Source organism: Paraburkholderia sp. NPDC080076, from assembly GCF_050281145.1.
GTDB lineage: Bacteria > Pseudomonadota > Gammaproteobacteria > Burkholderiales > Burkholderiaceae > Paraburkholderia.
Genome location: NZ_JBNNWQ010000005.1, coordinates 454,257 through 467,472 on the forward strand (window position 1 = coordinate 454,257; position 13,216 = coordinate 467,472).

The 13,216-nt window shown below is 62.5% G+C and carries 13 protein-coding genes; 6 read left to right on the forward strand and 7 right to left on the reverse strand.

Features of this window, described 5'->3' with window-relative positions:
• Window positions 1-128: 128 nt before the first annotated feature.
• From ACQKRQ_RS23600 to ACQKRQ_RS23615, 4 genes are read right to left on the reverse strand one after another with little or no spacing between them, the layout of a single operon-like run.
• The gene (locus tag ACQKRQ_RS23600; RefSeq protein WP_132375272.1) at window positions 129-650 is read right to left on the reverse strand and encodes an RDD family protein; all 522 of its coding nucleotides are present in this window, start codon (window positions 648-650) and stop codon (window positions 129-131) included.
• A gap of 13 nt (window positions 651-663) precedes the next feature.
• Entirely contained in the window at window positions 664-1,422 is a 759-nt protein-coding gene (locus tag ACQKRQ_RS23605) for a DUF3106 domain-containing protein (protein WP_408315295.1), read from the reverse strand.
• A 16-nt stretch (window positions 1,423-1,438) separates the two neighbouring features.
• Complete coding sequence (locus tag ACQKRQ_RS23610) at window positions 1,439-1,867, reverse strand: DUF3619 family protein (protein WP_132375269.1); 429 nt, start codon at window positions 1,865-1,867, stop codon at window positions 1,439-1,441.
• Window positions 1,864-2,427 (reverse strand): RNA polymerase sigma factor, encoded by a 564-nt coding sequence (locus ACQKRQ_RS23615; protein ID WP_012432361.1) that lies wholly within the window; start codon window positions 2,425-2,427, stop codon window positions 1,864-1,866. The genes ACQKRQ_RS23610 and ACQKRQ_RS23615 overlap by 4 nt, the downstream gene beginning before the upstream one ends.
• A 351-nt stretch (window positions 2,428-2,778) precedes the next feature.
• Here ACQKRQ_RS23615 and ACQKRQ_RS23620 point away from each other — a divergent pair, with 351 nt between their 5' ends.
• The 6 genes from ACQKRQ_RS23620 to ACQKRQ_RS23645 all read left to right on the forward strand — a co-directional run bounded on the left by ACQKRQ_RS23620 (window position 2,779) and on the right by ACQKRQ_RS23645 (window position 9,882).
• On the forward strand, window positions 2,779-4,542 hold the full coding sequence (locus ACQKRQ_RS23620) for an acetolactate synthase 3 catalytic subunit (RefSeq protein WP_427479743.1): 1,764 nt from the start codon (window positions 2,779-2,781) through the stop codon (window positions 4,540-4,542).
• Between the two features lie 111 nt (window positions 4,543-4,653).
• A complete protein-coding gene (gene ilvN, locus ACQKRQ_RS23625; RefSeq protein ID WP_007175629.1) occupies window positions 4,654-5,145 on the forward strand; it encodes an acetolactate synthase small subunit in 492 nt (163 codons plus the stop codon).
• Window positions 5,146-5,266: 121 nt separating this feature from the next.
• Window positions 5,267-6,283 (forward strand): ketol-acid reductoisomerase, encoded by a 1,017-nt coding sequence (ilvC, locus tag ACQKRQ_RS23630; RefSeq protein WP_132375266.1) that lies wholly within the window; start codon window positions 5,267-5,269, stop codon window positions 6,281-6,283.
• A gap of 130 nt (window positions 6,284-6,413) precedes the next feature.
• On the forward strand, window positions 6,414-7,052 hold the full coding sequence (locus ACQKRQ_RS23635) for a phosphatidylserine decarboxylase (protein ID WP_012432365.1): 639 nt from the start codon (window positions 6,414-6,416) through the stop codon (window positions 7,050-7,052).
• 24 nt (window positions 7,053-7,076) lie between these two features.
• Window positions 7,077-7,943 carry a CDP-diacylglycerol--serine O-phosphatidyltransferase gene (pssA, locus tag ACQKRQ_RS23640; RefSeq protein WP_132375262.1) on the forward strand — a complete coding sequence of 289 codons (867 nt, stop codon included), beginning with the start codon at window positions 7,077-7,079 and terminating at the stop codon, window positions 7,941-7,943.
• Window positions 7,944-8,334: 391 nt separating this feature from the next.
• A complete protein-coding gene (locus ACQKRQ_RS23645; RefSeq protein WP_427479746.1) occupies window positions 8,335-9,882 on the forward strand; it encodes a 2-isopropylmalate synthase in 1,548 nt (515 codons plus the stop codon).
• A 110-nt stretch (window positions 9,883-9,992) separates the two neighbouring features.
• Here the strand turns inward: ACQKRQ_RS23645 and ACQKRQ_RS23650 are convergent, their stop codons facing one another.
• The 3 genes from ACQKRQ_RS23650 to ACQKRQ_RS23660 form a co-directional block, all read right to left on the reverse strand.
• Window positions 9,993-11,573, reverse strand: a complete 1,581-nt coding sequence (locus ACQKRQ_RS23650) for a SulP family inorganic anion transporter (RefSeq protein ID WP_427479748.1) — start codon at window positions 11,571-11,573, stop codon at window positions 9,993-9,995.
• Window positions 11,574-11,660: 87 nt separating this feature from the next.
• Window positions 11,661-12,299, reverse strand: coding sequence for a carbonic anhydrase (locus ACQKRQ_RS23655; RefSeq protein WP_427479750.1), 639 nt, complete (start codon window positions 12,297-12,299; stop codon window positions 11,661-11,663).
• A gap of 225 nt (window positions 12,300-12,524) precedes the next feature.
• Window positions 12,525-13,076: a hypothetical protein gene (locus tag ACQKRQ_RS23660; RefSeq protein WP_427479752.1), complete on the reverse strand. Its 552-nt coding sequence runs from the start codon at window positions 13,074-13,076 to the stop codon at window positions 12,525-12,527.
• Between the last annotated feature and the right edge of the window lie 140 nt (window positions 13,077-13,216).

A 13,216-nucleotide genomic window follows, 5' to 3' on the forward strand; every position in this document is an offset into this window, starting at 1 on the left:
GTGTGGTAACGACCCGACAGGAGAGCGAAATAATTGTCCGGCCGGCACGGTCGCGCTCGGCATGACGCGCGCCGGGAGATAGCGGCCCAACAGTTAAGCGAAATATCGACCGGGTAGCTCGAGGCGGATCAGCGCGAGACGCTGACGATCCGTGTACCCGCGAGGCGGTCGTGCAGGAACTGACGCTGCGGATCGAAGCGGCCGGTGGCCGCCCACAAGACGAACCAGATGCCGGCGATCAGCAGCGTCTGCGGCAGCTTGAGTCCGAGCAGCGGATGCAGCGCGAGCGGCGGCAGAAACCACAGCCACGCGAATACGTAGCGGGCGACCGCGCGGCCGGTGGAGAGCGGCGTGCCGTCCGCGGCGACCACGCGCAGACGCCAGGTTTTCATCGGCAGGGTCTGGCCGCTGTGGGTCCAGAACCAGACGAAATACACGCCGACCACGAGGCCGATCCAGGTTGCCAGCAGGTTGTGATGAGTCAGACCATTGCGTTGCTGCGTCAGCGTGCTGAACAGGTAGCCGGCGATGAACACCACGCCGAACAGGATCACCGCTTCATAGAGCAGCGCCGCGAGGCGCCGCCGGACGGTGGGTGCGTTGCCGTTGGTATCGGCGGTCAATGCTGAGGACGCGAGCGGTTGGGACACGGCGCGGCCAGGCTCAGGAGCCGTTGAAGATCGACGGCGCTTCAGCCGGCGAAACCGGCAGCGGCGTAGCGGGCACGAAACTGCCGGCGGCGGGAATCGGCGGCGCGGCGACCGGGCTCGGCAACGACGCCGCGGCTGCCGCGCTCACCGCTGCAGCGCCGCTTGCGCCATGCTCACGCGCATTGACCAGGCGATCGAGCCCCTTGATTTCGCTGCGGCCCGAGGGCGGCGCGCTGACCACGCTGGGGCGCCGCTTGCGCTCGCTGGCGGCGAGCCGTTCCTTCTGTTCTTCGGGCAGCTGCTGATACGCCTTCCACGCGTTCTGACGGGTTTCGCGCGGCAATTCCTTCGACACCTGGTAATTTTCACGCGCGACGCGCCGCTGATCGGGCGTCATACGGGTCCATTCAGTCATGCGCTCATGCAGGCGTTTTTGCGCATCGGCCGACATCTTCGGGTAACGCGACGCGATCTTCAGCCATTTGCGTTTACGTTCGTCGCTGAAGGAATCCCATTGGGCTTCAAACGGCGCGAGCGCGATATGTTCGGCCGATGTCAGGCGCGACCATGCCATCGGACTGTTGCTGCCGGGCAGGCTGGGCAATTCGACGGCGAGCGTCGGCGCGGGCGCCTTGGCGGTCGCGTTGGCGCCCGCGACAGGCGCGCTGACGGGCGACGGGCTCGGATAAAAGCGCGGATAAGTCGCGGCAAACGACACCAGGGCCGCGATCGTGCATCCGAAAACAACGGCCAGGCCGCGCTTGTAACTCACCCGAAGAATCTCCCGCTCAGTGGGCGCGTGAAAGGTACGCGTTGAAACCGTGGTCGAGATAGGCATTGAGCGGCAGGTCGTCGCTTAGCATGGCGGCATCGATATCGGCGAGTTCGGCGGTGCGTTGCTGGTCTTCCCAGTAGGCAATGCCCACGAGGCTGACGACAAGCGCGGCGAGCGGCCACGCGAGCGCAAAGCGGCGCAGCGGCGAACGGCGGCGCTGCGGCAGTTCGACCGGTGGCATGCCGGAGGCCATGCCCGCGCCGGCGAGGGCCGGCACGAACACCGGCGCGCTCACGGTTTCGGGCTTCTTGCGGGCGAGCGCGGCACGGCGCGCCGCGGCGAGTCGATCGACGGTGGCGGGCGCAATGCTGGCGGCGTTTTCGTCGAGCGCGCGACGCACCTGGCGGGCGAACTCGAGTTCTTTAGTTTCGAGGGAGCTCATAGCGTGATTCCTTTGGCCTTGAGCGCTTGCGCCAGCGTGTGGGTGGCCCGCGAGCAGTGCGTTTTCACACTGCCTTCGGAGCAGCCCATTGCGGCGGCAGTCTCGGCGACATCCATATCTTCCCAATAACGCATGAGAAACGCCTCCCGTTGACGTGCCGGTAACTTTTGGATCTCGTCGTCGATTAACTGCAGAACCTGTTCGCGTTCGAGTTTCTGTTCGTTGCTCTCGGAACCCGCCGAGCCTTGCTGGGCCTCGAAGGTTTCGAGGGGGTCGAAATCCTCGTCGTCGGCGTTGCCGAGCGACGAAAAAAGACTCACCCAAGTATTGCGCACTTTCGCACGACGGAAATAGTCGTGCATCGCATTCTGCAGAATACGCTGAAACAGCAGCGGAAGTTCGGCGGCCGGACGGTCGCCGTATTTTTCGGCGAGCTTGATCATCGCGTCCTGCACGATATCCAGCGAGGCGTCGTCGTCCCGCACGGCGTAGACCGTCTGCTTGAATGCGCGCCTTTCGACGCCCGCCAGAAAATCGGCGAGTTCCTTGTCTGATGCCATCCGTTGGGGGTCGGCGCAGCGAGCGTGCGCGTAATCGGTCGAAAAATGTCGTAAAACTCGCGGATGCTAACAAACTTTTGCGCCGCCGGGGCGAAACGTGATTCACCTTGCATCTCTATAACAGGCTTTCGGTCATTTTCGAGATTCGGCGGAAGGCGCCAAGGCAATATTTGCTTGACCGCGCGGGCGTCTGCAGATATCGTCGCTGGTTCGCAACATAAGTGACTTGTCTCAATTGAGGTGTGGCCCAAGAAGCTCACCTGTCAACTGGACGCGCCGCTTGAACCCGAGCCACAAGCCCGGCAGAGAGCACCCGATCAAATTTTTGCCGAAATTTCGAAAGGTGAATTAATGAATATGCCCAGCGCGGAATTCTCCACGTCGGATACGACTCCCCATCTCGAAGCTGACTCTATCGGCGCCACCGTGCTCATGAAGGCACTGGCCGACGAAGACGTCGAGTTTGTGTGGGGCTATCCCGGCGGCTCGGTACTCTACATTTACGACGAGCTGTACAAGCAGGACAAGTTCCAGCATATCCTCGTGCGCCACGAGCAGGCCGCTGTCCACGCCGCCGACGCTTACTCGCGTTCCACCGGCAAGGTCGGTGTGTGCCTCGTGACCTCCGGCCCCGGCGTCACCAATGCGGTGACCGGCATCGCCACCGCCTACATGGATTCGATCCCGATGGTGGTGATCAGCGGCCAGGTGCCGACTGCCGCGATCGGCCAGGATGCGTTCCAGGAGTGCGACACGGTCGGCATCACGCGTCCTTGCGTGAAGCACAACTTCCTCGTGAAGGACGTGCGCGACCTCGCCGCCACCGTCAAGAAAGCCTTCTATATCGCCCGTACCGGCCGTCCTGGCCCGGTGCTGATCGACATTCCGAAAGACGTGTCGAAAGCGCCTTGCCAGTACGAACCGCTCAAGACTGTTTCGCTGCGCTCGTACAACCCGGTCACGAAGGGCCACTCCGGCCAGATCCGCAAGGCCGTGGCGTTGCTGTTGTCGGCCAAGCGTCCGTACATCTATACCGGCGGCGGCATCATTCTCGCGGACGCCTCGCGTGAACTGAACCAGTTCGCCGATCTGCTCGGCTATCCCGTCACCAACACGTTGATGGGTCTGGGCGGCTACCGCGCGAGCGACAGGAAATTCCTCGGCATGCTCGGCATGCACGGCACGTACGAAGCCAACATGGCGATGCAGCACTGCGACGTGCTGATCGCGATCGGCGCGCGTTTCGACGACCGTGTGATCGGCGACCCGGCGCACTTCTCGTCGCGTCCGCGCAAGATCATCCATATCGACATCGATCCTTCCTCCATCTCCAAGCGCGTCAAGGTCGACATTCCGATCGTCGGCGACGTGAAGGAAGTGCTGAAGGAATTGATCGAGCAGCTGCAAACGGCCGAACATGGCCCGGACACCGCGGCGCTCGCCGACTGGTGGAAGGACATCGAAGCCTGGCGCGCGAAAGACTGCCTCAAGTTCGACCGCAAGAGCGAGATCATCAAGCCGCAGTACGTGGTGGAAAAGGCGTGGGAACTGACCGACGGCAATGCCTTCGTGTGTTCCGACGTCGGCCAGCACCAGATGTGGGCGGCGCAGTTCTATCGCTTCAACAAGCCGCGCCGCTGGATCAACTCCGGTGGTCTCGGCACGATGGGCTTCGGCCTGCCGGCGGCGATGGGCGTGAAGATGGCGCACCCGGACGACGACGTGCTCTGTATCACGGGCGAAGGCTCGATCCAGATGTGTATTCAGGAGCTCTCCACCTGCAAGCAGTACGAGACTCCGGTGAAGATCATTTCGCTGAACAACCGCTATCTGGGCATGGTGCGTCAGTGGCAGCAGATCGAATACAGCAAGCGCTATTCGCATTCGTACATGGATGCGCTGCCGGATTTCGTGAAGCTCGCCGAAGCATACGGCCACGTCGGCATGCGTATCGAACGCACGGCCGATGTCGAGCCGGCGCTCAAGGAAGCGCTGCGTCTGAAAGATCGCACGGTGTTTCTCGATTTCCAGACCGATCCGACCGAAAACGTCTGGCCGATGGTTCAGGCCGGCAAGGGCATCACCGAGATGCTCATGGGTTCGGAAGATCTATAACGACGGAATTTGCGTCGGCTTCGTCATGCGCGCCTTCATGAAAGGCGAGGGCGGACGAAGCGGCGCGACTCCGCTCGCAGACATCGACAAAACATCTGGAAGAAGCGAATCATGAGACACATCATTTCCGTCCTGCTGGAAAACGAACCGGGCGCGTTATCACGCGTGGTTGGTCTGTTCTCGGCACGCGGCTACAACATTGAAACCTTGACGGTGGCTCCGACCGAAGACCGTTCGCTGTCGCGCATGACCATCGTCTCCATTGGCTCGGACGACGTGATCGAACAGATCACGAAGCATCTGAACCGCCTGATCGAGGTGGTGAAAGTGGTCGACCTTACCGAGGGCGCCCACATCGAACGCGAGCTGATGTTGATCAAGGTGAGGGCGGTCGGCAAGGAACGTGAGGAGATGAAGCGGATGTCGGATATTTTCCGCGGCCGCATCATCGACGTCACCGAAAAGACCTACACGATCGAACTGACGGGCGCGAGCGACAAGCTCGACGCCTTTATCGAAGGGCTCGACGCCACGGCGATTCTCGAAACGGTCCGCACGGGCAGCTCGGGGATCGGTCGCGGCGAGCGCATTCTGAAGGTGTGACGCGCGAGCGTTCAACCGTCTCGATCCAGGCCGGGCCGTGCCTGCACCAACCCGGCCACGCAACACACTATTTGCAGCATTTGAATTTCACTGAATCATCGAATTTAGCCAAGGAACCGACATGAAAGTTTTCTACGACAAGGACGCTGACCTCTCCCTCATCAAGGGCAAGCAAGTCACCATCATCGGCTATGGCTCGCAAGGCCATGCGCACGCGCTGAACCTGAAGGAAAGCGGCGTGAACATCACGGTCGGTCTGCGCAAGGGCGGCGCATCGTGGAGCAAGGCTGAGAACGCCGGCCTGCAAGTCAAGGAAGTGGCGGAAGCCGTCAAGGGCGCGGACGTCGTCATGATGCTGCTGCCGGACGAACAGATCGCTGAAGTCTATGCCAAGGAAGTGCACGCCAACGCCAAGCAAGGCGCGGCGCTGGCATTCGCACACGGCTTCAACGTTCACTACGGCCAAGTGATTCCGCGTGCCGACCTCGACGTGATCATGATCGCGCCGAAGGCACCGGGCCACACGGTTCGCGGCACCTACACGCAAGGTGGCGGCGTGCCGCACCTGATCGCCGTTGCGCAGGACAAGTCGGGCGCAGCACGTGACATCGCACTGTCGTACGCGGCAGCGAACGGCGGCGGCCGTGCCGGCATCATCGAAACGAACTTCCGCGAAGAAACGGAAACCGACCTGTTCGGCGAACAAGCCGTGCTGTGCGGCGGTACGGTCGACCTGATCAAGGCCGGCTTCGAAACGCTGGTGGAAGCGGGCTACGCGCCGGAAATGGCGTACTTCGAATGCCTGCACGAACTGAAGCTGATCGTCGACCTGATCTACGAAGGCGGCATCGCGAACATGAACTACTCGATCTCGAACAACGCCGAATACGGCGAGTACGTGACGGGTCCGCGTATCGTGACGGCTGAAACGAAGAAGGCGATGAAGGCCGTGCTGACCGACATTCAGACGGGCGAGTACGCAAAGAGCTTCATCATCGAAAACAAGGCTGGCGCACCGACGCTGCAATCGCGCCGCCGTTTGACGTCCGAGCACCAGATCGAACAGGTCGGTGCGAAGCTGCGCGCGATGATGCCGTGGATTGCGAAGAACAAGCTGGTCGACCAGTCGAAGAACTAAGCGGGTTCTAGCTGTTGTCCGGCGCGGCGCCGTGCCGCAATAGCCGGACAGATCAAAAAGCCGTCCAAGGGTGCTGAACCCTGGGCGGCTTTTGCTATCCTACGGTTTTACAAAAACACAGAAGCCATTCATGAATTACCCTCATCCGATCATCGCGCGAGAAGGCTGGCCGTTCATCGCCATCGCGGCCGTCGTTGCACTCCTGGTTCACTTCATCGCGGGGTTCGGCTTTTCATGGCTGTTCTGGCTCCTCCTGATCTTCGTCGTGCAGTTCTTCCGCGATCCGGCGCGCCCGATCCCCACGCAGGCGAATGCCGTGCTGTGCCCGGCCGACGGCCGTATCGTCGCGGTCGAGACCGCGCACGATCCGTATGCCAACCGTGAAGCGCTGAAGATCAGCGTGTTCATGAACGTCTTCAACGTCCACTCGCAACGTTCGCCGGTGGATGGCGCGATCTCCAAGGTCGAATATTTCCCGGGCGCGTATCTGAATGCCGCGGTGGACAAGGCTTCCACCGAAAACGAGCGCAATGCGGTGGTGATCGAAATGGCCGGCGGACAGACGGTGACCTCGGTGCAGATCGCCGGTTTGATCGCGCGGCGCATTCTTTGCTACGTACGGGCAGGTGAGCCGCTCACCCGTGGTCAACGGTACGGATTTATCCGCTTCGGTTCGCGCGTCGACGTGTATCTGCCGGTGGGCAGCCGTCCGCGTGTGTCGATCGGCGAGAAGGTTTCGGCGTCGTCCACGATCCTCGCTGAACTATAAAGCGGCACCAAGGAGGTTTTCCGAATGGCCGCATTCAAACCGCGTCGACCCCGTAACAGCGGACCGCTTCCGCGTCCGTTCCGCCGTAACAAGCCGATGGTGACGGAGGCGGCGGTCGACAGCCGGCGCGCCCAGCGTCAGCAGTTCCTGAGAAAGCGCGGCATTTATCTGCTGCCGAACGCCTTTACCACCGCGGCCCTGTTCTGCGGCTTCTTTGCCGTGGTGCAGGCCATGAATGTGCGCTTCGAGGTCGCGGCCATCGCGATCTTCGTGGCCATGGTGCTGGACGGCATGGATGGGCGCGTCGCCCGCATGACGCATACGCAAAGCGCGTTCGGCGAGCAGTTCGACAGCCTGTCGGACATGGTGTCGTTCGGTGTGGCGCCGGCGCTCGTGATGTACGAGTGGATTCTGAAGGACCTCGGCCGCTGGGGCTGGCTCGCGGCGTTCGTCTACTGTTCGGGCGCCGCGTTGCGTCTCGCGCGGTTCAACACGAACATCGGCGTGGTCGACAAGCGTTTCTTCCAGGGCATGCCGAGCCCGGCCGCAGCGGCGCTGATCGCCGGTTTCGTGTGGCTCGCCACCGACAACCGCGTGCCGCTCAAGCTGGTCTGGCTGCCGTGGGTTGCCTTCGTGCTGACCATCTACGCCGGCGTGACGATGGTGTCGAACGCGCCGTTCTATAGCGGCAAGGCGCTCGACGTGCGGCATCGCGTGCCGTTCGGCGTGATTCTGCTGGTTGTGGTCGCGTTCGTGCTGGTGTCCTCCGACCCGCCGCTGATGCTGTTCGGCCTGTTCGTGCTGTACGGCCTGTCCGGTTACGTGTTCTGGGGTTATCAGGCGATGCGGGGCAGGGCGAATCCGGCTCGCTCGGTGACAGGCGACAGGTAACGGTTCGCTCGCGTGCGCTGATGTGCATGACACAGGAAAACGGCGGCCTTCGGGTCGCCGTTTTTCGTTGGCGAGCCCGTTTGGCGGTGCCCCGCAACGCTCCGTAGGCAGGTCCGGCGCTAATTGCACGCCGGCGGGAATGTCGCTATAGTCGTTGGATCAATGCGTTCACGTTCCTTGTCGAACCGCGCAACGAGCCTCAACAGGCGGCGCGCCGCTGAGCGTGCCCATGCTGGAGCGTCCGCCGCGCTGATGGCCACGCTTCGGGTCACGCTGATCGTTTTTACCCTCCGTCCGCCTTCTCCGTGATCGAGTGTCGCCAGCGGTGGCGCAGACAGCCGAATTCCAATATCCCATCCCTACAATTGAACGACTCCGCAGGAGACTCGACATGTCCGACAAACTGATCATATTCGACACCACGTTGCGAGACGGCGAGCAATCGCCCGGCGCGTCAATGACGAAAGAAGAGAAAATCCGTATCGCCAAGCAACTCGAGCGGATGAAAGTGGACGTGATCGAAGCGGGCTTCGCGGCAAGCTCGAACGGCGACTTCGATTCGATCCATACGATCGCGGGCCTGATCAAGGACAGCACGGTCTGCTCGCTCGCCCGCGCCAACGACAAAGACATTCAGCGCGCGGCCGACGCGCTCAAACCCGCCGATCGCTTCCGCATCCACACGTTCATCGCAACTTCGCCGTTGCACATGGAAAAGAAGCTGCGCATGACGCCGGACCAGGTGTTCGAACAGGCCAAGCTGGCCGTGCGTTTCGCCCGCAAATTCACCGACGACGTCGAGTTCTCGCCGGAAGACGGCAGCCGCTCGGATATGGACTTTCTGTGCCGCGTGCTGGAAGCGGTGATCGCCGAAGGGGCGACTACGATCAACATCGCGGATACGGTCGGTTATGGCGTGCCGGAGTTGTACGGTCAGCTCGTCAAAACGCTGCGCGAGCGCATTCCGAACTCGCATAAAGCGGTGTTCTCGGTGCATTGCCATAACGACCTCGGCATGGCGGTGGCGAATTCGCTGGCCGGCGTGCAGATCGGCGGCGCGCGTCAGGTCGAATGCACGATCAACGGCCTCGGCGAGCGCGCGGGTAACACGTCGCTCGAAGAAATCGTGATGGCGGTGAAGACCCGCAAGGATTACTTCGGCCTCGATATCGGTCTCGATACCACGCAGATCGTGCCGGCTTCGAAGCTGGTGTCGCAGATTACCGGTTTTGTCGTGCAGCCGAACAAGGCGGTGGTCGGGGCAAACGCGTTTGCGCACGCTTCGGGCATCCATCAGGACGGCGTACTGAAGGCGCGCGACACCTACGAAATCATGCGCGCCGAAGACGTGGGCTGGAGTGCGAACAAGATCGTGCTCGGCAAGCTGTCGGGCCGTAACGCGTTCAAGCAGCGTCTGCAGGAACTGGGTATCGCGCTGGATAGCGAAGGCGAGTTGAACACAGCGTTTGCGCGCTTCAAGGAACTGGCCGACCGCAAGTCGGAAATCTTCGACGAAGACATCATCGCGATCGTCACGGAAGAATCCGCCGAGGCGCAGGAGAGGGAGCACTACAAATTCCTGTCGCTGTCGCAACATTCGGAAACCGGCGAGCAGCCGCACGCGAAAATCGTGTTCTCGGTGGAAGGCAAGGAAGTGACCGGCGAAGCGCGCGGCAATGGCCCGGTCGACGCCACGCTGAACGCGATCGAAACGGAAGTGGGCAGCGGCTCGGAACTGCTGCTTTACTCGGTGAATGCGATCACCACCGGCACGCAGGCGCAAGGCGAAGTGACCGTGCGTTTGTCGAAGAGCGGGCGCATCGTCAACGGCGTAGGCACTGATCCGGATATCGTCGCGGCTTCGGCGAAGGCGTATATCTCGGCGCTCAACAAGCTGTACTCGAACGCGGACAAATTGAATCCGCAACGTTCGGAGTAAGCGGTGTGGTAGCAGCGCGTTGACGGCGCGACTGCGTGGCCATCGTTTTCGTATGAGTCGGGAAAGCCCCGTGCCTCGATTGGCACGGGGCTTTTTCATTGCGAGCGGCGTTACTCCGTCGCCGTGCGTCGCATCGACCAGCCGCGTGACGCGCGCGCCTGTGCCTGCACCTGATGCCGCACTTCGACAGCGATGCCGCGGCGTGGCGCGTCGTCCACGAATGTGTCGAGCAGTTCGCGCACGTCGTGGTCGACGAAATCGGCGCGCGTCGCATCGACGATCAAGGTGGCGCCGTCAGGAACCTGCTGCAGGTAGTGCTTGAGCGCCACCTTGCCGAGAAACGACACGTCCTTGCGAAACGACAGCAGATAGTGATCGCCGTGTTGCGCGAGCACGATCGGGCTGCGCAGATTCGCGTACAACGCGAGCAGCACGCTGCACAGAATGCCGAGCACGATGCCGATCAGCAGGTCGGTCGCGAGCACGCCGACCAGCGTGACGATAAACGGCGCGAACGGCGCAAAGCCCTGTTTCGCGACGGCGACGAATAGCGAAGGCTTGGCGAGCTTCAAGCCCGTGAAGATCAGGATCGCCGCGAGACAGGCCAGCGGAATCAGGTTGATGACGCTAGTGAGTGCAAACACGCTGACGAGCAACAGCACGCCGTGAATGATCGCCGAGAGCCGGCTTTGCGCGCCCGCATGCACATTGGCCGAACTGCGCACGATCACCGACGTGATCGGCAAGCCGCCGATCGCGCCGGCAATCAGGTTGCCCACGCCTTGCGCCTTCAACTCGCGATCCGGCGGCGCGGCGCGTCGTTCAGGATCGATCTGCTCGACGGCTTCGAGGCTCAGCAGCGTTTCCAGGCTCGCAACGATCGCCAGCGTGATGGCGACGCGCCAGACATCGGGATTGACGAGCTGCGCGAAGTGCGGCCCGAAGTCGGCCCATTCCAATGCGAGTTGCAATGCCGCGAACGATTCCAGCGGCGGCAGGGCGACCCGATGTTCGGCGGGCGGCGCGAGCGACGGCGCCAGCACGCTGAGCAGCAACGTCGCGCCGATCCCCAGCAGAACGACGGCGAGCGGCGCCGGTACGCGGCGCACCAGTGCGAAGCGCCGAAATGCGCGCGTCTCCCAGCCGATCAGAATCGCCAGCGACAGCAGGGTGATCACGCAGGCTGCGAGCGAAATCGAGCCGAACGGCGTGGCAACCGCTCCGGCCGCCAGCGAGGCAGCTTGCGTACCCGACGCCGCATGCACGCCGGACAGCCCGAGCGCGAGCGGAAACTGCTTGACGATCAGCAGCACGCCGATGGCCGCGAGCATGCCCTTGATCACCGGCGACGGCACATAGGCTGCAAAACGGCCGGCTTTGAGCATGCCGAAACCGAACTGGATCGCGCCGGACAGCAGCACGGCCAGCAGGAACGCGGAGAAGCTGCCAAGCTGTGCGATCCCGTCGACGACGATCACGACGAGGCCCGCCGCCGGCCCGCTCACGCTCAAGCGCGAGCCGCTCAGCACGGCCACCACCAGTCCGCCGACGATGCCCGAGACGAGTCCGGCAAATGGTTCGACGCCCGATGCGTTAGCGATACCCAGACAAAGCGGCAGGGCCACTAGAAAAACGACCGTGCCCGCAAGCAGGTCGCGCTGAAACGTGGAGAAGAAAGCTCGAAGGTTCATGGTTGCGGTGCAGTGAGGAGTGGGGCCTGGTATGCGGCGAAAGCCGAACCGGATCGGATTCGCATGAAGTGCCGCGTGGGTGTCGCGTCAAGCGGCGGCGCTGTGGGCGGCGGTCGTGCAGGTCATCGCGTCGTCGGCTTCGTAGCCGGACGTGAGGACCTTGATGCGCCCGTCTTCGAGCGCGAAGATCCAGCCGTGTACGAGTGGCGCCGTATCGGCCTCCCGCACGACGGGGTGCGCGCGCAACCCACGCACCTGTTCGAGCACGTTCAGCTCGGCGAGGCGGTTGACACGCTCACGTTCGCTTTCGTGGTCCTGCAGTTCTTCGTGATGCGCTTTGGCGAGCGTGCAAAGCGGCGCGATCCGCCGATTCACATGCGGCAGGCTCGGCTCGGGCGGCAGCAGCGCGGCGCGCACGCCGCCGCATCCGTAATGGCCGCAGACGATCACGTGGCCGACCTTCAGCACCTTCACCGCATATTCGAGGACGCTCGCCGAATTGTCGTCGTCGGGCTGAAAGAGGTGGGCGATGTTGCGGTGGACGAACAGGTCGCCCGGTTCGCAATGCGTAATGGTCTCGGCGGGCACACGGCTGTCCGAGCAGCCGATCCACAGGACGTGGGGATTCTGGCCGCGCACCAGATCGCGGAAAAACTCGGGGTTGCGCACGGCGGTTTCATGCGCCCAGGCGACGTTGGCGACCAGCAGGCGTTTGGGACGATTCATCGATAGCGGCTCCGTAGTGGGGCGCATTCATCCGGCGCCGAATTCACGGCTGCGCTCGTGCGGCCTCATGAGAGGCCAGCACCGAATCAATGCTTACGAAAGCCTTTCTATCAAAAAATAAATCCGCTGTGCGCGAAATAAAATTCGCCGCCATGCGTAATAAATAAAAAAAAGCCGCCCGGGAAGGCGGCTTCGTAGATGCATGCGAATCGGATCAGGCGGCGCTCAGAACAGGCTGCGGCGATCCGGATCGTGCAACGGATCGGGCGTTTTCTGCGTCAGGCGCACGATGCCCTGCTCGTCGAAATAAAAGCTGTACATCATGTACCAGACGTTGTCTTCCAGATAACGGTAGGTCCAGACTTCGCGCTTCATCAACGGGAAGTACGACGTTTCGACCGGGCGGCCGAAGTTCACCAGCACGTCGCTCTTGGTCCATCTGCCGATTTCGGCGCGGTAGAACTCGTTGGGCTGCAGCACCTGGCGCACGTTGACGATCTTGCCGGATGCGTCGATGTCGGCCGCGGTGGTGGTTTCGCCCATCGGCTGGGTGGGCCACATCAGCCGCTTGCCGCCGTTCGGCAGGTCATAGCTTTCGCGCGGCGGGCCGAGGCGCGCGACGATGGTCGATTCGTCCGCGCCTTGGGTGTATTGCTGCCACGGCTGTACGCAGCCGGCAAGCGCCAGCGCGCTCAGGCAGACGAGCGCCGCGCGGCGCAAGCGCCCCGCGGCCGGCGCTCCGATCGAGGCCGCCGTGGTGTGATGGCGGTTGAACATGTATTCCTCCGATGGCGTTTGAGTAGCGGTTTTTATCATCGAGACGCATTATTTTGACACGCGCTGTGGCAAAAGATTTGCGCTTCATGAAGAGCCGGCCGGGCAATACGATAACGCTTGCGCCGGCTTGCTTATTCCGT

What these genes read in the sequence shown, in the direction of transcription:
- ACQKRQ_RS23610 (WP_132375269.1), bottom strand. Translation starts at nt 1,867, where the DNA reads ATGAGCTCCCTCGAAACTAAAGAACTCGAGTTCGCCCGCCAGGTGCGT.
- ACQKRQ_RS23615 (WP_012432361.1), bottom strand. Translation starts at nt 2,427, where the DNA reads ATGGCATCAGACAAGGAACTCGCCGATTTTCTGGCGGGCGTCGAAAGG.
- ACQKRQ_RS23620 (WP_427479743.1), top strand. Translation starts at nt 2,779, where the DNA reads ATGAATATGCCCAGCGCGGAATTCTCCACGTCGGATACGACTCCCCAT.
- ilvN (WP_007175629.1), top strand. Translation starts at nt 4,654, where the DNA reads ATGAGACACATCATTTCCGTCCTGCTGGAAAACGAACCGGGCGCGTTA.
- ilvC (WP_132375266.1), top strand. Translation starts at nt 5,267, where the DNA reads ATGAAAGTTTTCTACGACAAGGACGCTGACCTCTCCCTCATCAAGGGC.
- ACQKRQ_RS23635 (WP_012432365.1), top strand. Translation starts at nt 6,414, where the DNA reads ATGAATTACCCTCATCCGATCATCGCGCGAGAAGGCTGGCCGTTCATC.
- pssA (WP_132375262.1), top strand. Translation starts at nt 7,077, where the DNA reads ATGGCCGCATTCAAACCGCGTCGACCCCGTAACAGCGGACCGCTTCCG.
- ACQKRQ_RS23645 (WP_427479746.1), top strand. Translation starts at nt 8,335, where the DNA reads ATGTCCGACAAACTGATCATATTCGACACCACGTTGCGAGACGGCGAG.
- ACQKRQ_RS23650 (WP_427479748.1), bottom strand. Translation starts at nt 11,573, where the DNA reads ATGAACCTTCGAGCTTTCTTCTCCACGTTTCAGCGCGACCTGCTTGCG.
- ACQKRQ_RS23655 (WP_427479750.1), bottom strand. Translation starts at nt 12,299, where the DNA reads ATGAATCGTCCCAAACGCCTGCTGGTCGCCAACGTCGCCTGGGCGCAT.
- ACQKRQ_RS23660 (WP_427479752.1), bottom strand. Translation starts at nt 13,076, where the DNA reads ATGTTCAACCGCCATCACACCACGGCGGCCTCGATCGGAGCGCCGGCC.